General features: G+C 70.5%; 16 protein-coding genes. 7 read left to right on the forward strand and 9 right to left on the reverse strand.

What is annotated here, in order from left to right; all coding sequences use genetic code 11:
- Positions 1-213 precede the first annotated feature (213 nt).
- On the forward strand, positions 214-2583 hold the full coding sequence (locus P2Q00_RS17795) for a sigma-70 family RNA polymerase sigma factor (RefSeq protein WP_275773525.1): 2370 nt from the start codon (positions 214-216) through the stop codon (positions 2581-2583).
- Between the two features lie 72 nt (positions 2584-2655).
- Here P2Q00_RS17795 and P2Q00_RS17800 read toward each other — a convergent pair whose 3' ends face one another.
- Positions 2656-4068, reverse strand: coding sequence for a M14 family zinc carboxypeptidase (locus P2Q00_RS17800; protein WP_275773526.1), 1413 nt, complete (start codon positions 4066-4068; stop codon positions 2656-2658).
- Between the two features lie 174 nt (positions 4069-4242).
- Here P2Q00_RS17800 and P2Q00_RS17805 point away from each other — a divergent pair, with 174 nt between their 5' ends.
- Positions 4243-4641, forward strand: a complete 399-nt coding sequence (locus P2Q00_RS17805) for a nitroreductase/quinone reductase family protein (protein ID WP_275773527.1) — start codon at positions 4243-4245, stop codon at positions 4639-4641.
- A gap of 7 nt (positions 4642-4648) precedes the next feature.
- Here P2Q00_RS17805 and P2Q00_RS17810 read toward each other — a convergent pair whose 3' ends face one another.
- From P2Q00_RS17810 to P2Q00_RS17840, 7 genes are all read right to left on the reverse strand, one after another.
- On the reverse strand, positions 4649-5425 hold the full coding sequence (locus P2Q00_RS17810) for an alpha/beta fold hydrolase (RefSeq protein WP_275773528.1): 777 nt from the start codon (positions 5423-5425) through the stop codon (positions 4649-4651).
- Between the two features lie 107 nt (positions 5426-5532).
- On the reverse strand, positions 5533-6984 hold the full coding sequence (locus P2Q00_RS17815; RefSeq protein WP_425579568.1) for an aldehyde dehydrogenase family protein: 1452 nt from the start codon (positions 6982-6984) through the stop codon (positions 5533-5535).
- 5 nt (positions 6985-6989) lie between these two features.
- Positions 6990-8807 (reverse strand): N-acyl-D-amino-acid deacylase family protein, encoded by a 1818-nt coding sequence (locus P2Q00_RS17820; protein ID WP_338059319.1) that lies wholly within the window; start codon positions 8805-8807, stop codon positions 6990-6992.
- 6 nt (positions 8808-8813) lie between these two features.
- Positions 8814-9932: an LLM class flavin-dependent oxidoreductase gene (locus P2Q00_RS17825; RefSeq protein WP_338059320.1), complete on the reverse strand. Its 1119-nt coding sequence runs from the start codon at positions 9930-9932 to the stop codon at positions 8814-8816.
- 114 nt (positions 9933-10046) lie between these two features.
- Positions 10047-10817: an SDR family NAD(P)-dependent oxidoreductase gene (locus P2Q00_RS17830; RefSeq protein ID WP_275773531.1), complete on the reverse strand. Its 771-nt coding sequence runs from the start codon at positions 10815-10817 to the stop codon at positions 10047-10049.
- An 18-nt stretch (positions 10818-10835) separates the two neighbouring features.
- A complete protein-coding gene (locus P2Q00_RS17835) occupies positions 10836-11765 on the reverse strand; it encodes an LLM class F420-dependent oxidoreductase (protein WP_275773532.1) in 930 nt (309 codons plus the stop codon).
- Positions 11762-12988: an amidohydrolase family protein gene (locus tag P2Q00_RS17840; protein ID WP_275773533.1), complete on the reverse strand. Its 1227-nt coding sequence runs from the start codon at positions 12986-12988 to the stop codon at positions 11762-11764. Before P2Q00_RS17840 ends, P2Q00_RS17835 begins: the two co-directional genes overlap by 4 nt.
- A 209-nt stretch (positions 12989-13197) precedes the next feature.
- Between P2Q00_RS17840 and afsR the strand changes: the two genes are divergently transcribed.
- Both afsR and P2Q00_RS17850 read left to right on the forward strand, forming a co-directional pair.
- Entirely contained in the window at positions 13198-16149 is a 2952-nt protein-coding gene (afsR, locus tag P2Q00_RS17845) for an SARP-family global regulator AfsR (protein WP_275773534.1), read from the forward strand.
- Between the two features lie 203 nt (positions 16150-16352).
- Positions 16353-16559, forward strand: a complete 207-nt coding sequence (locus P2Q00_RS17850) for a hypothetical protein (RefSeq protein ID WP_275773535.1) — start codon at positions 16353-16355, stop codon at positions 16557-16559.
- A gap of 131 nt (positions 16560-16690) precedes the next feature.
- On the opposite strand, the gene P2Q00_RS17855 is transcribed toward P2Q00_RS17850, so the two are convergent.
- Positions 16691-18253 carry a FadD3 family acyl-CoA ligase gene (locus P2Q00_RS17855; RefSeq protein ID WP_275773608.1) on the reverse strand — a complete coding sequence of 521 codons (1563 nt, stop codon included), beginning with the start codon at positions 18251-18253 and terminating at the stop codon, positions 16691-16693.
- 104 nt (positions 18254-18357) lie between these two features.
- Between P2Q00_RS17855 and P2Q00_RS17860 the strand changes: the two genes are divergently transcribed.
- Genes P2Q00_RS17860 through P2Q00_RS17870 form a run of 3 tightly spaced genes read left to right on the forward strand, consistent with a single transcriptional unit; the run spans position 18358 to position 20693 of the window.
- Positions 18358-19506 (forward strand): lipid-transfer protein, encoded by a 1149-nt coding sequence (locus P2Q00_RS17860; protein WP_275773536.1) that lies wholly within the window; start codon positions 18358-18360, stop codon positions 19504-19506.
- Positions 19507-19509: 3 nt separating this feature from the next.
- On the forward strand, positions 19510-19926 hold the full coding sequence (locus P2Q00_RS17865; protein ID WP_275773537.1) for a Zn-ribbon domain-containing OB-fold protein: 417 nt from the start codon (positions 19510-19512) through the stop codon (positions 19924-19926).
- A gap of 8 nt (positions 19927-19934) precedes the next feature.
- A complete protein-coding gene (locus tag P2Q00_RS17870) occupies positions 19935-20693 on the forward strand; it encodes an enoyl-CoA hydratase/isomerase family protein (protein ID WP_425579572.1) in 759 nt (252 codons plus the stop codon).
- Positions 20694-20864: the final 171 nt, after the last annotated feature.

Genomic DNA, 20864 nt, shown 5'->3' on the forward strand with positions numbered 1-20864 from the left:
AACCGCCAACCTTTCCGGCGCGCCACACCACTAGGGAGTGTCACTCCCGTCGTGCAGATTCCCGTCCTGCCCGGTGCTCTGAGCGGTCTCGGGAAACCGTTTCGCCGATTTGTGTTTTCCGGGTGCTGCACGGGCCGTCTCCCATGCATCCGACGCACGACGCATGACGCACAGGAGACGGCCCGCGCAGGGCAGAGAGCAGGGGAGCGAGGAATGCGAGCTGTGGAGCGGGACGAGCGCGTCGATACGGCGCTGGTGGTGGCGGCGCGGGGCGGGGACCGGCGGGCCCTCGACGAGTTGCTGGCCAGGTGTCTGCCGCTGCTCTACAACATCGTCGGCCGAGCCCTGGACGGGCACCTCGACGTGGACGACGCCGTGCAGGAGACGCTGATCCGTGCGGTGGACCACCTGGGCGAGCTGCGTGATCCGGCCGCGTTCCGCTCGTGGCTCGTGGCGATCGCGATGCGGCAGGTACGGGACCGGTGGCGGGCCCGGCAGGCGCAACCGGTGGCGTACGGCGAGGGGTTCGAGGCGTCGCTGGACGCGGCCGACCCGGGCGCCGACTTCGTCGATCTGACCATCCTGCGGCTCGAACTGTCCGACCAGCGGCGGGAGACCGCGCTGGCCACGCGGTGGCTGGACGCGGACGACCGCGAGCTGCTGGCGCTGTGGTGGCTGGAGGCGGCGGGGGAGTTGAGCCGGGCGGAGCTGGTCGGCGCGCTCGGACTGCCGGCCGGGCATGTCTCGGTGCGTGTGCAGCGGCTGAAGCAGCAGGTGGAGACGGCTCGGGTCGTGGTGCGCGCGCTGGCCGCCGTACCGCAGTGTGCCGGTCTCGGTGAGGTGGCGTACGGGTGGGACGGGCGTCCGTCGTCGGTCTGGCGGAAGCGTTTCGCCCGTCATACGCGCGACTGCGTCTCCTGCGCCGAGTACTGGCAGGGCCTGGTCCCCTCGGAACGGCTGCTGGCCGGGCTGGCCCTCGTGCCGGTGCCCATGCCGCTCGCGGCCAAGTGGCTTGCGGCACCGGCGCAGACACCGGCTCCTTCGGCGGGCCGGGTTGGTCACCGCGCCGCCAAACACGGTGCCAGGCACGGCCGCTTCGCCGGTTCCGCGTCGGCGAAGGCCGTCGCCGTGGGCGCGGTGCTGGCCGTCGCCGCCGGCGCGGGGGTCGTTTACGCAGCCCACCAGGCCGCACCCCGCAGGACGGCCGCCGCCCCGGCCTCCCACCCGGCGGCCACGCATGTGCTGAGCTCTCCGACCTCCTCGCCCAGTGCGCGGAAGGCCCCCGCCAAGCCCCGGCGTCGGTCAGCTCCGACACACAGAAGCAGCTCGCCCGCACCGGGGTTGACGATCTCGACGCTCGCCCTGCCGGCCGCATTCCCCTATCTCACCCCCGGCTACAACCAGGTCCCGGAGTGGACCCGTGTCGACACGGAGGCCGCACCGGACGGGACGGTGCGGGTGGCCTGGCCGGCCGCCGACGGCGTCCATGTCACCGCGCTCTCCGGCTCGCTCGCGCGGCGCGGCCCCGACACGGTGGTGTCCGGTGCCAAGGAGGTCGGCGGTCTGGTGGCGCACAACGACGGGTTCGCGCTGCTGACCAGGGTCGCGGACAGCAATAAGTGGGGCGACACGGCAGCCGCGCTGGTCCGCTACCGGAACGGCTCCCCCGCCTTCCGCACCAGGCTGACCTCAGCCGCGAGCAATGACACCTCCCCGGTGCTGGACAGCCAGTTGAAGTGGAACGGCAGCAAGTACGGCGCGTACTTCGTCGTGCACGGCGCAGGCGGCTTCGCCGACGGCCACTACGGCGACAAGCTCGCGTACGTCGGCCCGTCCGGCGCCCGGCTGTCCGGCGGCTGGGACTGGGGATGCAGCCACAACGAGGGCATCGCCCTGTCCCCGACGGCCTCCGGGTCGTTCACTTCGCTCTGCTTCGACGACTGGCGCTCGGGCCTGTTCGTGTCGACCGGGATCGGCGCGCCGGACGAGGCGCCGGTGGTGCAGCGGGAGCAGTGCACCGCCGGTTACTGTGGTGGCGCGTTCCCCGGGAACGCCGGCGGGCTGGTCAGGTCCACCACGGGCCGGTACGCGACGGCATTCGCCTCGCGCGGTGCCGCATCAGCCGTCAAGAACAGCGCGGACAGCAGCGGGCGCGGCTGGTCGGTGACCGCGCGGACCGCCACCCACCAGGTGGCGGTCGCCTTCCTGAAGAACGGCTCGACCCCGGCCGGTGCACCGGTCCGGCTGACCGACGATCCGGGCACGGACCATGTGAACGTCCGTATCGCCCCGTACGGGAAGAACCGGCTGCTGGTCTCCTGGGAGAGCATCAGCGGCGCGTCCTGCAAGGACGGCACCTGCACCGGGCGGTTCTCCGGCACCCATCTTCGGGTGATCGACTGGTCCGGCAGGACGGTCACTCCGGACAAGGTCGTGGGCGCCCGTATCGCCGGCGACATCGCCGCCCTGCCGGACGGCAGCCTCGTATGGGCCTTCGCCCGGGCCACCCCCGACTACAGCCGGCCGATGGGCGGGTCCTCGCCGACCACGACCACGCTGTCCGTCGCCCGACTGCGCCCGTGATCACCATCGAGATCGGCCCGTTTGCCCGCCGTCGCGCCGGCCAACGGGGGCCGGCGCGTTCGGGAGCGGGGATCAGCGCCGGGCCGTGGATGCGGTGCTGTAAGGAGCGGTGGAGTGCTGAGCCGCGTAGAGCAGGGCGGGTTCGATCTTCGGCCAGAAGTAGCTGTCCTGGCAGGAGTACGGCGGGGTGAAGCCGTCGCAGCCGGCGCCGTCGCTGTCGCCGATCTCGATGGTGAAGCTGGCGAGGCCGAGCTTGTCGTACGTCCAGTCGTCGGTGCCGCCGGAGGCGTCGTACAGGATCTCGCCGGCCTGGCCGTACTGGTAGCCGGTCAGCGAGGCCATATGGGCGGCGAGGGCGCGCAGGGACGCGTCGTTGCCGGTGTGCACGGTGGAGTCGTACTCCCAGGGGAAGAGGACCATGCTGGCGTCGCTGTGCATGGTGATCATCATGCCCTTGGCGGTGGACGGCGCCGGGTCGCTGTCACCGGTGCCGGTGCGCACCGCGGGGTACAGCTCGCGGAACAGTTTCTCCAAGGAGGTGTTCTCCGCCTCGGAGTCGGCCGCCGGGCCGCCGTAGGTCTGGTCGCAGGCGGCGCTGGAGGTGCCGGCGGTGTTCCAGTGGCTGCTGGTGTTGCGGTTGAGGTCGACACCGATCTGGCTGTACGCGCTCACACCGCACCGGCTGCCGTGGGAGCTGTCGGCGTTCTTGCGTTGCAGTACGGGGTTGTTGCCGCCCTGCGCGACCATGTCGACGCCGTCGGGGTTGGCGTCGGGCACCACCCACATCTCGGTGGTGTCCATCAGTTTGGTGATGGCCGAGTCCTTGCCGTAGCCGTTGATCAGCGCGTCTATCCAGCGATAGGACATCTCGCCGGTGGTCAGCTCGCGGGCGTGTATCTGGCTCATCAGGAAGAACCGCGGCTTGGTCGAGTTCGGGCTGAGCGCGCAGTCGTTCGTCTGGAGCTTGGTGATGCAGATGGCTTTGAGGTCGCGGCCGCCCTGCCCCTGCTGCTTGAGCCAGGACTGACCGTACGTCACTTCCTTTGCCAGATCGGGGTGTTGGGAGACGGCCTGGTCCATGTGCGTGTACTGGGCGGTGACGGTGTGGTACCCGCCGTCGTAGGTGTCGCCGACGGCGGCGGCGTGCCGGGGTGCGGTGGCGGAGGGGACCGTCTCCGTCAGCCTGGTCTCGACCGCCGGGGTGAAGCCGAGCCGCCGTAGCGCGGCGGCGGTCGACGCGGTTCCGGAGACGAACAGGTTGTCGCCCTGCCGACGTTCGAGCAGGTCGTATCCGGCGTCGGCGAGCCGTTCCGCGTCCCGGAGGGGGTGGCGCGTCGGTACGCGGTAGATGACGACCGTGCGGGTGGCGGCACGGTCGGCGGTGACGTGCGCAGTGGTTCTGGCCTGCGCGGTCTGCGGCAGGAGGAGGGCGGCGCCGACCAGAACGGCACCGGCGGTCAGGCCTGCCAGGCGTTTGTGTGCCATGGAGTGACCTTTCGTGGGGGGTGGTCTACGCCTAATGTGACATGTCCATGGCGTTAATGACATGGCGCGTGAGGTGCGGTTCCTCAGACCCGCTGCCTCTCCTCCGGGCAAGGTGGGGGACATTGAAGAACACCGTCACCGCCGAAGCAGCCGAAGAACAGGAACCCCGTAACCATGGCCCGCCCCCGCCACTCAGAGACCAAGTACCGCTACGTCACGGCGTTCCAGCGCCGCCTGAACGCCGTCATGCGCCGTCTCCCCCTCCAGACGCTCCTGGAGACCACGGGCCGCACCTCGGGCCTGCCCCGCCGGACGCCGGTCGGCGGACGGCGGGTGGGCGACTCGTTCTGGCTGGTCTCGGAGTTCGGCGAGCGCGCTCAGTACATCCGCAACATCAAGGCCGATCCGCGGGTACGGGTCCGGCTGCGGGGCCGCTGGCACACCGGCACGGCCCACCTCCTGCCGGACGACGACCCGATCGCCCGCCTGCGGGCACTGCGCTCGCTGAACAGCGTGGCGGTGCGGGCGATGGGGGCGGGGTTGCTGACGGTACGGGTGGACCTGGATTCCTGAAGCTCCCTCAGGCCGCCTTGCCGTACAGCTCGTTGACGATCTCGGCGACCGTCTGCGGGGCGCGCAGGGTCGGGAAGTGGTCGCAGTCGGGATGGCGTACGAGGCGGCAGCCGCGGATGCGGGAAGCCATCTCCTCGTTGCAGCGCACCACTTGGGGCTGATCCCGCTCGCCGAGCAGCAGCGTGCAGGGCAGGTCGAGCTCGCCGAGGCGGTCGAAGAGCGGGGCGTCCTCGGTCTCCTTGCCGTAGGTGCTGAACCAGGCCGGGATCGCCGCCCGCAGCACGTCCGCGGCGTCCTGGTCCGGGGGCGTGCCCGCCGCTCCCCAGAGCCGCAGGCCGAGGGCCACGACGCCGTCCATGTCACCCGCCGTCGCAAGCTTGCCGATCTGCTCCATCACCTCCGGCACCTCCAGGTCGGGGTAGCCGGAGATGCCCGGGACGAACAGGCCCAGGCCCGCCACCCGGCCGGGGGCGGCCAGCGCCAGCCCGATCGCCGTCTGACCTCCCATGCTCGAACCGGCCAGGACCGCCCGCCGTACACCGAAGTGGTCGAGGACCGCCTTCAGATCCTCGACCTGCGAGTACGACACTGTGGGCGCGGGAGACCTGCCGTACCCCCGGGCGTCGTACCGGATCACACGCGGCAGCCCGCCCAGCCCCGGCAGCACGGGATCCCAGACCCGGGAGTCCCCGACCCCCGGGTGCAACAGCACCACGGGCATCCCGTCACCGCCGGTGTCGTCCGCCCAGACCTCGCCGCCATCCACCTGCACCGTGGTTTCCATGGGGCGAGGGTGCCCTGCCGACCGCTTCGGCGGTAGGCGCGCGTCGGCCAAGCGGCGGGGCGGGTGGAGGGCCCGCGTGGTGCTTCACGCAGTGAACGGGACGGCGCCTACCCCGGCCAAACGATCGCCTGCACCTCCCCGTACGCATGCAGCGCATACGACCCCACATCCCGCCCCACCCCGCTCTTCTTGAACCCCCCGAACGGCGCCTCCATATTGCGGCCCACGGTGTTCACGCCCACCCCGCCCGCCCGCAGCCGCCGCGCCACGCGGAACGCGCGGGCCACATCCCCCGACCACACGTAGTCGATGAGCCCGTAGTCGCTGTCATTGGCGAGGGCGACCCCTTCTTCCTCGTCCTCGAAGGGGATCACGGACACGACCGGCCCGAAGATCTCCTCCCGGGCCACGCGCATGTCGTTGGTGCAGTCGGCGAGGAGGGTCGGAGCAACGTAGAAGCCCCGGTCACAGCCCGGCCGTTCTCCCCCCGTCACCACCACCGCACCTTCCTTGCGCCCCAGTTCGACGTACGACTCGACCCGCTCCCGGTGCGCGGCCGAGATCACCGGGCCGACCACCGTGTCCGGCTGCCTCGGGTCGCCGACCTTCAACCGGCCTGCATACGACGCCAGTTGCTCGACCAACCGGTCGTACACACCCCTCTGCGCCAGCACCCGCGTAGGCGCCGTGCAGATCTGCCCGCTGTAGAAGGAGAAGGTGGTCCCGATCCCGGCCACCGCCGAGCCCACGTCCGTGTCGTCGAAGACGACCGCCGCCCCCTTCCCGCCCAGCTCCATCAACTGCCGTTTCATGGACCGCCCGCACACCTCACCGATCCGCTGTCCGACCGCCGTAGAGCCGGTGAAGCTCACCATGTCGACGCCGGGGGACGCGACCGCCGCCTCCCCCACCTCCACCGATTCGCCGGACACCACATTGACGACCCCCGGCGGCGCGCCCGCCGCCTCCAGGGCCTCCGCCATGCGGTAGACGGACAACGGATCCTGCGGGGCCGGCTTCACGACCACCGTGTTGCCCATGGCCAGGGCAGGTGCGATCTTGCCCGCCGGGTTGGCCCACGGGTTGTTGTACGACGTGATGCAGGTGACGACCCCGACGGGCTGGCGCACCGCCAGCGCGCCCATCACGCCCGCCCTCCCCATCGGCCCCGCCTCGTTGATCTGCGGCGGAATCGCCCACTCCGCGGGCTCCACGCGCGCGTACCGCCGGAAACGGGCCACGCCCACCCCGACCTGCATCGCCCGCGCCGTCCCGGTCGTGGCACCGGTCTCCGCCTGTGCCAGTTCGGCGTACGGGGCGAACCGGCTCGCGATGATGTCGGCCGTCCGCCCGAGTACCGCCGCCCGTTCCTCGGGCGAGGTCCTCGACCACGGCCCGAAGGCCTCGCGGGCCGCGGCACACGCCGCGTGCACCTGATCCCGCGAGGCCTCCGGAGCCCACCCGATGGTCTCCTCGGTCGCCGGGTCGACGACGGCGTAGTGGCCGCCGTCCGGCTCGACCCATCGGCCGCCGACGAACAGCCGCTGCCCGTCGGTCACTTGACTCACCTTGTGCTCACCGTCCTGGTGTCCCGCCCGGAGCGCAGCACCTTCCCGGGTACGGCACCGCTCACCACGTCGTCCCGGATCGCCTCGACCCCGTTGACCCAGACCGCCCGCACCCCGATCGCCTTGGCGTCCAGCCGCGGACTGTCACCCGGCAGGTCGTGCACCAGGGTGGCCGTACCCGCGTCGATCCGCTCCGGGTCGAAGAGCACCAGATCCGCATGGAAGCCCTCCTCCACCCGGCCCCGTTCCCGCAGCCCGAACAACCGGGCAGGATCATCGGTCAGCATCTTCACCGCCTGCTCCAGACCGACCAGCTTCCGGCGGCGCAGACAGTCGCCGAGGAAGCGGGTGGTGTACGGGGCTCCGCACATGCGGTCCAAGTGCGCCCCGGCATCCGACCCACCCAGCATCACGTCCTCGTGCTGCCAGGTCTCGGCACGCAGCGCCCAGGACGCGGGGTCGTTGTCGGTGGGCATGGGCCACAGGACCGTACGGAGGTCGTCGGCCGCACAGATCTCGGTCAGGCAGTGGAAGGGGTCCTGCCCCCGCTCCTCCGCTATGTCCTCGACGATCCTTCCCGTCAGGCCCTGGTTCGCCTCGCTGTACGTGTCTCCGATGACGTACCGCCCGAAGTTCGCGAGCCGCCGGAAGACACCCGCCTCCTTTGACGTGGCGCGCTTCAACATCTCGGCACGTACGTCCGGGTCGCGCAACCGAGCGATCCTCTCCGGGACCGGCAGACCGAGGATCGGGCCCCATCCGGGGATCAGGTTCAGCGCGCAGAAGGTCCCCAGCGACATGTTCATCGGCGTGAGGATCGGCATCGTGAGAGCGACGACCCTGCCGCCCGCCTTCCGAGCCCGCTCGCTCGCGTACAGCTGCCGGGGCACCCGCTCGGGCACGGATGCGTCGATGGTCAGGACGTTCCAGTTCAGGGGCCGTCCGGCCGCCGCGCTCATCTCCGCGAACAGGTCGATCTCGGCATCGCTGAACTGGTCGAGACACCCGGCGACGATCGCCTCGATCTGCGTCCCCTCGTGCTCCCCGACGGCACGGGAGAGGGCGAGGAGTTCCTCGGGTTTCGCATGCCGGGACGCGACCGGCTGTCCGTCGCCGTCGGAGTGGGTGGTCGACTGGGTGGTGGAGAACCCCCAGGCACCGGAGTCCATGGCTTCGTGCAACAGCCGTACGATCGCGGCCAGTTGCTCCTCGCTCGGCTGCCCGCCCACGGCATCGGGCCCCATCACATACCGGCGAAGAGCACAGTGCCCGACCATGAACCCCGCGTTGACCGCGATCCGCCCCTCCAGGGCGTCCAGATACTCCCCGAAGGAGTTCCAGCTCCAGGGCGCCCCTTCTTCGAGGGCGACCAGCGACATGCCCTCCACTTTGGACATCATGCGGCGCGTGTAGTCGGCGTCGGAGGGACGGGACGGGTTCAACGGGGCGAGCGTGAAACCACAGTTTCCGGCGGCGACCGTCGTCACCCCGTGGTTGAGAGACGGGGTCGCGTACGGATCCCAGAACAACTGGGCGTCGTAGTGCGTATGCGGGTCGACGAAGCCCGGGGCGAGGACCAGCCCGGCGGCGTCCTCCGTCGTCCGTGCGCCCTCGGTGACGATCCCGATGGCGGCGATACGCCCGTCACGGATCCCGACGTCGGCTGTGTAGGCGGGAGCGCCCGTCCCATCGACAACGGTGGCGCCCTTGATGACATGATCAAGCATGCGGTGCCTCCTTAAGGTGCGTTTGGCATGCCTCCCTAGGGGCGCGGGGAACTGCGCGACCAGCCACAACGCACCCGCACCCCGCAACGACGCTCAAGAGGCCGCCCGGAACCGGGAAGTCCGATGCACAGGATCCGTATCGATCTTCGGAATCACGTGCTCCCCGATCAACCGAATCGTCTGCAACGTCTCCTCCTTCGGCACCCCCACCGGCAACCCGAAGCTCAACTGATCCGCCCCCGCCTGCTCCCACCGCTTGCACTGCGTGAGCACCTCGTCCGGATCCCCGCAGATCAGCAGCTCCTCCTCGACCAACAGCTCCACGAACTCGGGCGTGTACTCCGGCAGCGTCTCCGGCCACACCGGGAAGCCCTCGGGCCGCGGAAACGTGTCGTGGTACCGGAACACCAGCGAAGGCAGATAGTGCAGCCCCCCAGCCGTGGCGATCCGTATCGCCTCGTCGTGCGTCGGCGCGCAGATGGCCGTCGTCGTCACCATCACGTTGTCGTTGACGAAGTCCCCGACCGGCTCGGCGTTCACGACCGCCGTCTTGTACTGCTCCAGCACCCACTCCATGTCGGACACCTTCTGGATGCTGAAGCCGAGCACCCCGAGTCCCTTGCGCGCGGCCATCGCGTACGACGGCGGCGACCCGGCCGCGTACCACATGGCGGGGTGCGACTTCCCGTACGGCTTCGGCAGGACCTTCCGCGGCGGCAGCTGCCAGTGCTTGCCCTTGAAGCCGACGTACTCGTCCTGCATCCACATCTTCGGGAACTCGGCGATCGTCTCTTCCCAGATCTCCTTGGTGTAGTTCATATCGGTCACACCCGGTATGAACCCGAGGATCTCGTGCGAGCCGGCCCCCCGCCCGCTGCCGAACTCGAAGCGATTCCCGGTCAGATGGTCGAGCATCGCGACCTTCTCGGCGACCTTCACCGGGTGGTTGACCTGGGCGAGAGGGTTGAAGATCCCCGACCCCAGGTGGATCCGCTCCGTCGCATGCGCCAGGTACCCCAGGAACACGTCGTTGGCGGAGAGGTGCGAGTACTCCTCCAGGAAGTGGTGCTCGGAAGCCCACGCGTACTTGAAGCCTGACTTGTCCGCCTGGATGACGTACTCGGTCTCCTCCATCAGCGCCTTGTGCTCGGCGAGCGGATCGGTCTCGGCGCGTTTGCCCACGTATCCCTGTACAAAGAGCCCGAATTCCAAGGCGGTTCACCGTCCCCGGTTCCGAAGGTTTCTGACGTACCGTCAGTTTTGACGAACTGTGGCACCACCCGCATGGAGGGTCAATACCTGATGGGCAGTCAGATACACCCGTATTCAGATGATGCTGACCCCCGCCAGCCACCCCCCGTCGATCACGAACGGCTGCCCGGTGATGTACGACGAGTCGTCGGAGGTCAGGAACAGCGCCAGCCGCGCCACCTCCTCCGGCTTTCCGATCCGCCCCAGCGGCACGAGCTTGCGGTACAGCTCGTCCAGGGCCCGGCCCGTCTCCTCCGCGTCCGCCGTCGGGTCCAGCTGGGCCGGGTTGGACATGGCGGTGTCGATGGCGCCGGGGCACATGGCGTTGACGCGGATGCGCCGGTCGGCGAGTTCCAGGGCCGCGACGCGGGTGAGGCCGAGGATGGCGTGCTTGGTGGCGGCATACGTGCCCACGGCCGCCATGCCGGTCACGGCCGTGTAGGAGGCGGTGTTGACGATCGTGCCGCCGTCCTCCATCACCGGAGCGACGGTCTTGATGCCGAGGAAGCAGCCGACCTGGTTGACCTGCACGACCTGCATGAACTCGTCGAGCGGAGTGTCCAGCAGCGAATTGAAGCGCAGGATCCCGGCGTTGTTGACCAGGCCGTCTATCCGCCCGAACGCGTTCTTCACGGCGCTCACCGCGGACCGCCACTGGTCCTCCCGGCCCACGTCCAGGTGGACGTAGCGCGCGCCCAGTTCCTTCGCGAGGGCCTCGCCCTGGTCGTCGAGGACGTCGGCGACCACGATCTCGGCCCCCTCCGCTCTGAACAGGCGGGCCTCCTGCTCCCCCTGTCCGCGCGCCGCCCCGGTGACGATCACGACGCGTCCGTCCAGCTTGCCCATGCCGTAACTCCTGACTTCTCAGAGACTGGGGGCCACTTCGGCGCCGAACGCCGCCATCTGGTCGATGAGTTCCGTGCGGCTCCGGCAGCGGAACCGCACCTGGATCTGGTGCACGCCCATCGCGCGGTACGCCCGTAGGGATTCGGCGAGCGCGTCCGGGGAACCGGTGAGGGTCCGCCGACCCACGTCCCAGTCGGGGGCACCGATGTACAGGGGCTCGGTGATGGCGCCGATCGTGAACGGCCCATCGATGTCGGCCTCTTCGCGCAGCCGCCGTATCCGCTCGATCTGCGCGGGCAGCCGGTCGCGCGGGTCGCCCTGCGGCAGCCAGCCGTCGCCCTTGAGCGCGGCCCGGCGTACGGCGGCGGGTGAAGAGCCGCCGACCCACAGGGGGATGTTCTCCTGCACCGGCCGGGGGCGCTGCCCCAACCCCTCGAAGTCGTAGAGCTTGCCGTGGTGTTCGGGGAACTCGTCCGGGCCCAGAGCTGCGCGCAGAGCGTCGATCGACTCGTCGAGCACGGCCCCGCGCCGTTCGAAGTCCACCCCGAGCGCCTCGAACTCCTCCCGTACATGGCCCGCCCCGACGCCGAGGACGAGCCGCCCCCCGCTGAGGTGATCGAGGGTGGCGTACTGCTTGGCGGTGAGGAGCGGATGCCGCAGCCCCACGACGGCGACGTGGCTGAGGAGCCGGACGCGCTCCGTCACCCCCGCCAGGAACGCGAGGGTGGCGACGGGGTCGTACCAGACCGTGCTCATGGCGGAGGCAAGCCGGCGCGGGATCGCAACATGGTCGCAGCTCGCGAGGTAGCCGAAGCCGGAGCGGTCGGCGGCGCGGGCGATCTCCACCAGGTCCTCGGGGCCGGCATCGGCCTCCCACCCCTCGGCGTAGATCGTGCTCTGGGACTGGACGGGCAGCTGCATCCCGTACGACAGGACGGTGACGGTCATCGCCGCCAGAGCCCCTCGGGGGTCAGCCCCAGCAGCTCGATGGCGTTTGTGCGCACGATCCGTTCCACGACGTCCGGCTCCAGATGCCCCATCTGCGCCTCGCCGACCTCCCGCGACTTCGGCCAGGTGGAGTCGGAGTGGGGGTAGTCGGTCTCGTACAGCACATTGCCGAGGCCGATCGCGTCGAGGTTCTGCAGGCCGAAGGCGTCGTCGAAGAAACAGCCGTAGACGTGCTCGGCGAAGATCTCGGACGGCGGGCGGTGGACCTTGTCGGCGACGCCGCCCCAGCCGCGGTTCTCCTCCCAGACGACGTCGGCGCGTTCGAGGATGTAGGGGATCCAGCCGATCTGGCCTTCCGCGTACATCACCTTGAGGTTCGGGAAGCGCTCGAACTTGCCGCTCATCAGCCAGTCGACCATCGAGAAGCAGCAGTTGGCGAAGGTGATCGTCGAACCGACCGCGGGCGGTGCGTCCTTCGACGTCGACGGCATACGGCTGCTGGAGCCGATGTGCATGGCGATGACCGTGCCGGTCTCGTCGCAGGCGGCGAGGAAGGGGTCCCAGTCGTCCGAGTGGACGGACGGCAGGCCGAGGTGCGGGGGTATCTCGGAGAAGGCGACCGCCCGGACTCCGCGAGCGGCGTTCCGCCGTACCTCCGCCGCCGCCAGCTCGGCGTCCCAGAGGGGGATGAGGGTGAGCGGTATCAGCCGGCCCTGCGCGTCCGGCCCGCACCATTCCTCCACCATCCAGTCGTTGTACGCCTGGACGCAGAGCAGCCCCAGTTCATGGTCCTTGGCCTCGGTGAACGTCTGGCCGCAGAAGCGCGGGAAGCTGGGGAAGCAGACGGAGGACTGGACATGGTTGACGTCCATGTCGGCGAGGCGCTGCGGGACGTCGTACGAACCCGGGCGCATCTGCTCGTACGTGATGACCTCCAGCTTTATCTCGTCCCTGCTGTAGCCGACCGCCGTGTCGAGGCGGGTCAGGGGACGCTGGAGGCCCTCGTACAGCCACCAGTCGCCGAGCGGGCCGTCCTCGCCGGAGGCGCCCATCACGGGGCGGAAGCGGCCACCGAGGAAGGAGATCTCCTTCAGCGGCGCACGGACTATGCGCGGGCCGGTGTCGAGGTACTTCTTCGGCAGACGGCTCTGCCAGACGTCGGCCGGCTCCACGGTGTGGTCGTCCACCGAGATGATCAGCGGAAACTCGGGTTTCGTGTCCATGGCGGCCACGGTAGCGCCGATCTGACGGTCCGTCAGCTATGCGGTAGTGGGCTTCTTGCTGCTCGGATCTGTTCAGAAGTGTGCGAAGAGCAGGTGAGGGCCTTGTGATATCCCGCGCGTCTCCCTGTGCAAGCGCTCTCCACAGCTGACGCATCCGCCATGAACAAGGCAAACTGACGGAGTTGCCCACTGTGTCTAGGGAGACGGCGATGGACGGTGTACCGCGAGTGCCGGAACAGAGGCGGGCCGGCTCCTCTGCGGAGCCTGCCGCGCTGAGCTTCGGTGTGCTCGGTCCGGTACGGGCCCGGCGTGGAGTGGAGCAGCTCAGCACCGGCTCCCCGCAGCAACGCGCCCTGCTCGCCGCCCTGCTGCTGCGCGAGGGCCGCACGGCCACCGCGGGCGAGCTGATCGACGCCGTGTGGGGCGAGGAACCGCCGTCGCAGGCGCTGGCGGCACTGCGGACCTACGCCTCCCGGCTGCGGAAGGTGCTGGACCCCGGGGTCCTGGTGAGCGAGTCCGGCGGGTACGCGGTGCGCGGGCTCGGCGAGGGCGCGCTGGACCTGGCGGTGGCGCAGGACCTCGCCGCCGAGGCGGAGAAGGCGAAGAGCGCCGGGGACCTGTGCCACGCCCGTGAGGTACTCGGCCGCGCGCTGGCGCTGTGGGACGGAGAGGTGCTGGCCGGAGTACCCGGCCCGTACGCGGAGGCCCAGCGGGTCCGCCTGGAGGAGTGGCGGCTCCAACTCCTCGAATCCCGCCTGGACATGGACCTGGAGCAGGGCTGCCACGCGGAGTCGGTGTCCGAGCTGACCGCCCTCACCGCGGCCCACCCCCTGCGCGAGCGCCTGCGCGAACTGCTGATGCTGGCGCTGTACCGCAGCGGCCGCCAGGCGGAAGCGCTGGCGGTCTACGCGGACACCCGCCGACTGCTGGCGGACGAGCTGGGTGTGGACCCGCGGCCGGGGCTGCGGGAGCTGCAGCAGCGGATCCTGCAGGCGGACCCGTCGCTGGCGGAGTCGTCCGCCCCGCAGGCCGAACCGGCCGCCACCCCCGTCCGCCCGGCCCAACTGCCCGCCACCGTCCCCGACTTCACGGGCCGCGCGGCGATCGTCCACGAACTCAGCGAGGTGCTGTCCTCGGCCGAGGGCCGTGTGATGGCGGTGTCGGCGCTGGCGGGAATCGGCGGCGTCGGCAAGACCACACTGGCCGTGCACGTCGCCCACCAGGCCCGGACGGCCTTCCCTGACGGCCAGCTGTACGTCGACCTGCAGGGCGCGGGGTCACGGGCCGCGGAACCGGAGACGGTACTGGGCTCGTTCCTGCGGGCCCTGGGAACCGCCGACTCGGCGATCCCGGACTCCCTGGAGGAGCGGGCGGCGCTGTACCGCTCCGTGCTGGACGGCCGCCGGGTGCTGGTCCTGCTCGACAACGCACGGGACGCGGCGCAGGTACGGCCGCTGCTGCCGGGCATGGAGGGCTGCGCGGCGCTGGTGACGTCCCGGGTGCGGATGGTCGATCTCGCCGGGGCCCATCTGGTGGACCTGGACGTGATGTCCCCCGACGAGGCGCTGTCGCTCTTCACGAAGATCGTGGGCGAGGAACGGGTGGCGAGCGAGCGCGAGGCCGCCCTGGACGTGGTGGCGGCATGCGGTTTCCTGCCGCTGGCGATCCGCATCGCCGCGTCCCGGCTGGCGGCCCGCCGCACCTGGACGGTCTCCGTACTGGCCGCGAAACTCGCGGACGAGCGCAGGCGCCTGGACGAACTCCAGGCCGGCGATCTGGCCGTCAAGGCGACCTTCGAACTGGGCTACGGCGCGCTGGAGCCGCCCCAGGCACGGGCGTTCCGGCTGCTGGGCCTGGCGGACGGGCCGGACATCTCGCTGGCGGCGGCCGCGGCGGTCCTCGACCTTCCCGTGGAGGAGACGGAGGACCTGCTGGAGTCGCTGGTCGACACCTCGCTCCTGGAGTCGGCGGCTCCCGGCCGCTATCGGTACCACGACCTCGTACGCCTCTACGCGCGTGCGTGCGCGGAGCGGGACGAGTGGCCGCCGAGCGAGCCGGATGCGGCGATGTCGCGGTTGCTGGACTTCTATCTGGCCACGGCGGCCGGGGTCTACTCGATCGAGCGCCCCGGCGACCGCCTGGTGAAGCATCTGGAGGCCACCCGCCATCCCGGACTGGCCTTCACCGACCCCAAGGCCGCGGTCGACTGGCTGTACTCGGAGGCCAACTCCCTGCTGGCCTGCACACGGCAGAGCGCCGGAAGCGGAATGCTGCGGCGCGCGGTCGATCTGCTGTGGGTCACCAAGGACCTCGCGGAGTCCGGTGCCAACTCGCACCAGTACGAGACGACCGCGGTGGCCTTGCGGGACCTCGCCCACGAAACGGGCGACGGCCGGGCCGAGGGACGCGCCCGTACGGCGCTGACCAGCGTCCTCCTGCTGGCCTCCGACAGGTTCGCAGAGGCCGACGAGGAGGCCCGGCTCGCCACGCTCCTCGCCCAGCAGGCGGGGGATCTCGCGCCATGCTGCTGGGCTCCGAACGACCGCGGCATCATCGCCTTCTACGAAGGCCGCCACGACGACGGCGAACGCCACCTCCAGGAGGCGATCACCAACTACCGCGCGGACGGGAACCTGCCCGGCGAGGCCAGCGCCCTCTGCAACCTCTCGCGCATCCACGTCAAGCTGGGCCGTATGGACAGCGCCGTCGAACTCGCTCGACGTGGGGTCACCATCTACGACCAGCTGGGGATGACGGTCCGGCTGGCCAACGGCCGGCTCGCGCTGGGCATCGCGCTGAGCGCGGCCGGCCACTACAACGAGGCACTCGAAGAACTCCACGAGGCGCTGCGGCTGTTCCAGGAGAACCGGCAGCGACTTTGGGAGGGGTCGGCGAACTTCCGTATCGCCGAGGCCCACCTCGCGGGAGGCCGGCCGGCGCTCGCGGCACAGCACGCGGAGACGGCGCTCGCCCTGAAGGTCATCGGGGGCGACTGGATGCGTGCCAACGTCCTGACCACGCTCGGACAGGCGCTCAGCCGACTGGGGCAGACGGACCGGGCCAAGGCCTGCTGGAGCGAGGCGCTCAGCATCCACGAGGAGTTCGGCGCGGCCGAGGCCGAGCAGGTCAGGGCGCTGCTCAGGCCGGCGGCAGCCGCCTGAGCGATGGCCCGCAGCGCACGTTCATTGTTTGTTTATCGCGGGCCACCATGCTCATCAGTGCTGGTCCGTCGCGTCGGGGGGCAGACGGCTCGGCGCCTGGCCGCATCACTAGGGTGAGCGGCCGCAGTGCCCGTCCGGCGGCTCTCGGGGGAGCCTCCGGGCGGGCCTCTTCATCCAGAACGTTCGACAGGAAGGTGCGGACGATGACCGACGCCTCGAAGAAGCACAAGATCAACCCTCTGGAGAACCACGCCGGCTCGGAGGAAGGCGCGACGATCAAGCCTGCGGAGAACCACGCCGGGGGCACGACCGGGGGCGAGACCGTCAAGCCGCTGGAGAACCACGCCGGCCTCGTGCCGGAGGCCCTCGCCTCGACTTTGGAGAACCACGCCGGCTCCGAGGAGGCGTAAGCACCGGGGGCGACCGGGCGGCGACGGGGGATCGGCCGCGACGGGGGATCGGCCGCGGTGGCTCGGAGGGGGAGCCACCGCGGCCGATGTGTTGTGTCGCGGCCGATGTGTTGTGTCAGGGCCGATGTGCGTCAGGGCCGGGTCTCGCGCCCCCGCAACTCCCCCTTGACCACCTTCCCGCTCGCGTTCCGAGGCAGTTCCGCCACGAACTCCACCGCCCTCGGCACCTTGTAGTTGGCCATCTCCCGCCGGGCCCAGGCGATCAGGTCGTCCGAAGTCATCGGGGAATCCCGACGCCGCACCACATACGCCTTCCCGACCTCCCCCAGCCGCGGATCCGGTACGCCGATCACCGCCACGTCCGCCACCTCCGGGTGCAGGCCGAGGAGTTGCTCTATCTCCGCCGGGTAGGCGTTGAAGCCGCCGACTATGAACATGTCCTTGATCCGGTCGGTGATCCGGAGGTTCCCGGTGGCGTCCAGCACACCCACGTCCCCGGTCCGCAGCCAGCCGTCCCCCGTCACCACCTCCGCCGTGGCCGCCGCGTCCTCGTAGTAGCCGCGCATCACATTGAAGCCGCGGACCAGGACCTCGCCGGGCTCGCCGAGCGGTGCCTCGACCCGCACTTCCGTGCCCGGTATCGCCCGCCCGGACGTCGAGGCGATCACCGTGGGGTCGTCGCCGCGGCGGCACATCGTCACGATGCCGCTGGCCTCCGAGAGGCCGTACGCGGTCAGGACCGTCTCCACGCCCAGTTCCCCGCGCAGCCGCGACACCAGCTGCAGCGGCACCACCGCCGCACCCGTCACCACCAGCCGCAGGGCGGACAGATCATGCGCATCCCGCGCCGGGTGGTCCAGCAGGGACTGATGGAGGGTCGGCGGGCCGGGCAGCACCGACACCCGCTCCGCCGCGATGTTGGCGAGGACCGTGTCGATGTTGAACACCGGCTGGGGAACCATCGTCGCGCCACGCATCAGACAGGCCAGCACTCCGGCCTTGTAACCGAAGGTGTGGAAGAACGGGTTCACGATCAGATACCGGTCGCCCTGCCTCAACCCCGCCAGATCACACCAGATTTCGTACGCCCGCAACGTCTGCGCATGCGTGATCACCGCACCCTTGGGACGGCCCGTCGTACCGGAGGTAAAGACGATGTCCGACGGCCAGGAACCGTCCAACGCCGCCGAGCGCGCCCGCACTTCGGCCGGCCCCACCCCGTCCCCGCCCGCGAGGAAGTCCTTCCAGGTACGGAAGTCCTCGGGCGCGTCGTCCGACAGCACCACCACCTGCTCAAGATCAGGCAGCCCCGGCCCCCGGTCCACCGCCCGCCGCAGCGACGCCACATACGACGTCCCCAGGAACGTCCCCGTCACGAACAGCAGCCGCGCCCCGCTCCTGCGCAGCACATCCGCCGCCTCCGTGCCCTTGAAGCGCGTGTTGACCGGCACGAGCACCGCCCCGGCCGACACCGCGCCCAGCGCCGCCACGATCCAGTCCAGCGAGTTCGGGGCCCAGACCGCCACCCGGTCGCCCGGCACGACGCCCGCCGCGACACAGGCCGCCGCCGACCGTTCGACACGGGCGCCCAGTTCGGCGTACGAGATCCGGGTACGGCCGTCCACCACGGCCTCGGTGTCCGCGTACCGCTCGGCCGCCGACCGGACCAGACCCGGGATGCTGCCCCACTCCATGTCACCGCGCACAACAGCCCCCTACGACTAGCTGACTACCCGTCAGATTAGCTGTAGCCTGACGGACTGTCAGCTGCCCGGACATCACGCGGAGGTGCCCCGACATGGCCGGAATCAAGGACGCCACCGCGATCGTCGGCATAGGACAGACCCCCTTCGCCAAACACCTCGACGAGGACGAGAAGACCCTCGCCTGTCGCGCCGTCCTTGCCGCTCTCGACGACGCCGGCATCGCACCCGGCGAGGTCGACGCCGTCGCCTCGTACACCATGGAGGAGACGGACGAGGTCGAGCTGGCGAAGGCGGTCGGCCTCGGGGATCTGACCTTCTTCAGCAAGGTCGGGTACGGGGGCGGCGGTTCCTGCGCCACGGTCGCGCATCTCGCGGCCGCCATCGCCGCAGGTCAGGCCAGCGTCGGCGTCGCCTGGCGGTCACGCAAGCGCGGCAGCGGTCCCCGCCCCTGGAAGAACACGACCGCCCAACTCCCCACCCCCGCCCAGTGGACCCGCCCCTTCGGCCTGCTCCGCCCCGCCGACGAGATAGCCATGCTCACCCGCCGCTACATGCACGAGTACGGCGCAACCCGCGACCACCTCTTCAACGTCGCCCTCGCCTGCCGCAACCGGGCCAACCAGAACCCCGCCGCCGTCATGTACGACCGCCCCCTGACCCGCGAGATGTACATGACCTCCCGCTGGATCAGCGAGCCCCTCTGCCTCTTCGACAACTGCCTTGAGACGGACGGCGCGTTGGCCTGCGTGGTCGTATCGGCAGAGCGGGCGCGCGACTGCCGCCGCCCGCCCGTCTACGTCCACTCCGCCGCCCAGGGCCTGCCCGCCCAGCACCACGGCATGGTCAACTACTGGAACGACGACCCGCTCACCGGACCCGCCTGGACGGCCGCCCGGCACCTGTGGAAGCACGCCGACTTCACCCCCCAGGACGTGGACGTCGCCCAGATCTACGACGCGTTCACGGCGCTCATACCGCTCTCCCTGGAGGGCTACGGCTTCTGCGGCCGAGGGGAAGGCGGGGCCTTCACCGAGCAAGGAGCTCTGGAGATCGGCGGCCGCCTCCCGCTGAACACCAGCGGCGGCGGACTCAGCGAGGCCTACGTCCACGGCTTCAACCTCATCAATGAAGGCGTACGGCAGCTCCGCGGCACCAGCACCGCCCAGGTCCCGGACGCCGCCACCTGCCTGGTCACGGCAGGGGAAGGCGTCCCCACCTCCGCTCTCCTCCTGAGGAGCTGACCCATGCTCGATCCCGTCATCGACGCCGACGGCGCCCCCTTCTGGGGCTACGCCCGCCAGGGCGAACTCCACATCCAGGCCTGCACCGACTGCGGCGAACTCCGCTTCCCGCCCCGCCCCTGCTGCCCGCACTGCCAGTCCTTCGACAGCGAGTGGCGCGCGGTCTCCGGCCACGGCCGCATCTGGTCCTACGTCGTCCCCCACCCCCCACTCCTCCCCGCCTACGCGGACCAGGCCCCGTACAACGTGATCGTCGTCGAACTCACCGAGGCCCCCCGCATCCGCCTCGTCGGCAACCTGGTCACGGAAGCCGGAGCCCGCCTGGACTCCGTCCCCCCGGAGCGCCTCCGCATCGGTGCGAAGGTGCAGGTCGTCTTCACCGAGGACGGGCTGCCGCAGTGGGTCCTGGAGCGCCCGTGAACGTAAAGATGCTCGCCGACAAGGACACCGGCGTCGCCGTCGTCACCCTCGACCGGCCCGAGCGCCTCAACGCCATCGACCTCGCCATGCGTGACGAACTCCGTTCGATCTGGCGGGAGTTACGCTTCGACGACTCCGTCCGGGCCGTCGTCCTGACCGGCGCCGGCGAGCGCGCCTTCTGCACCGGCCTCGACCGGGATGCGGAGGTCCGGCAGCCCAACTCCCCCTACATGGCGGACGATCCGCTGCTGCGCGTCGGCCCCAAGTCCAACGACCTCTGGAAGCCGGTGATCGCCGCGGTGCGCGGCATGGCCTGCGGAGGCGCCTTCTACCTCCTCGGCGAGTCGGACTTCCTCGTCGCCGACACCACCGCCGCCTTCTTCGACCCGCACACCACCTACGGCATGGTCAGCGCGTACGAGTCGGTGCTCATGGCACAACGGATGCCGTACGGCGAAGCGGCCCGCATGATGCTCATGGGGACGGCGGAGCGCATCTCCGCCCAGCGGGCCTACGACATCGGCCTCGTCTCCGAACTCACCGAGCCCGGCGGGGCGTTGGCGGCCGCCGAGCAGTGCGCTGCCGTCATCGCCGGGTATCCGCCGGAGGGTGTCCAGGGGACCGTGCGGGCGCTGTGGGCGGCGAGGGAGAGCGCCGTCGCCGCCGGGTTCGCGCAGGCGGGCCACCTGGTCTCGCTCGGGAACCTCCCGGACGAGCGGCAGGCGGAGCTGTTCGCGGGGCGGCGGGCGTCGTTCCGAACGCGGTGAGCACCGGAGGGGCTGATTTTCTTTCAGCCCGTCCGGCGTTTGAGGACGAGGCCGTTCAGGCCGATGCGGGGGTCTGGGGGCGGCAGCCCCCAGGGACGGGACGGGTAGGGGCGGCGGGGGCGAAGAACATCCCGTGACCCGGACCGCGTGGCGACCACCGCGCACCCGGCG

Origin of the sequence: Streptomyces coacervatus, assembly GCF_029223485.1 — a bacterium.
GTDB lineage: Bacteria > Actinomycetota > Actinomycetes > Streptomycetales > Streptomycetaceae > Streptomyces > Streptomyces coacervatus.

What these genes read in the sequence shown, in the direction of transcription:
- P2Q00_RS17800 (WP_275773526.1), bottom strand. Translation starts at nt 4,068, where the DNA reads ATGGCACACAAACGCCTGGCAGGCCTGACCGCCGGTGCCGTTCTGGTC.
- P2Q00_RS17795 (WP_275773525.1), top strand. Translation starts at nt 214, where the DNA reads ATGCGAGCTGTGGAGCGGGACGAGCGCGTCGATACGGCGCTGGTGGTG.
- P2Q00_RS17850 (WP_275773535.1), top strand. Translation starts at nt 16,353, where the DNA reads ATGACCGACGCCTCGAAGAAGCACAAGATCAACCCTCTGGAGAACCAC.
- P2Q00_RS17840 (WP_275773533.1), bottom strand. Translation starts at nt 12,988, where the DNA reads ATGGACACGAAACCCGAGTTTCCGCTGATCATCTCGGTGGACGACCAC.
- afsR (WP_275773534.1), top strand. Translation starts at nt 13,198, where the DNA reads ATGGACGGTGTACCGCGAGTGCCGGAACAGAGGCGGGCCGGCTCCTCT.
- P2Q00_RS17835 (WP_275773532.1), bottom strand. Translation starts at nt 11,765, where the DNA reads ATGACCGTCACCGTCCTGTCGTACGGGATGCAGCTGCCCGTCCAGTCC.
- P2Q00_RS17805 (WP_275773527.1), top strand. Translation starts at nt 4,243, where the DNA reads ATGGCCCGCCCCCGCCACTCAGAGACCAAGTACCGCTACGTCACGGCG.
- P2Q00_RS17870 (WP_425579572.1), top strand. Translation starts at nt 19,935, where the DNA reads ATGCTCGCCGACAAGGACACCGGCGTCGCCGTCGTCACCCTCGACCGG.
- P2Q00_RS17860 (WP_275773536.1), top strand. Translation starts at nt 18,358, where the DNA reads ATGGCCGGAATCAAGGACGCCACCGCGATCGTCGGCATAGGACAGACC.
- P2Q00_RS17830 (WP_275773531.1), bottom strand. Translation starts at nt 10,817, where the DNA reads ATGGGCAAGCTGGACGGACGCGTCGTGATCGTCACCGGGGCGGCGCGC.
- P2Q00_RS17855 (WP_275773608.1), bottom strand. Translation starts at nt 18,253, where the DNA reads ATGGAGTGGGGCAGCATCCCGGGTCTGGTCCGGTCGGCGGCCGAGCGG.
- P2Q00_RS17865 (WP_275773537.1), top strand. Translation starts at nt 19,510, where the DNA reads ATGCTCGATCCCGTCATCGACGCCGACGGCGCCCCCTTCTGGGGCTAC.
- P2Q00_RS17810 (WP_275773528.1), bottom strand. Translation starts at nt 5,425, where the DNA reads ATGGAAACCACGGTGCAGGTGGATGGCGGCGAGGTCTGGGCGGACGAC.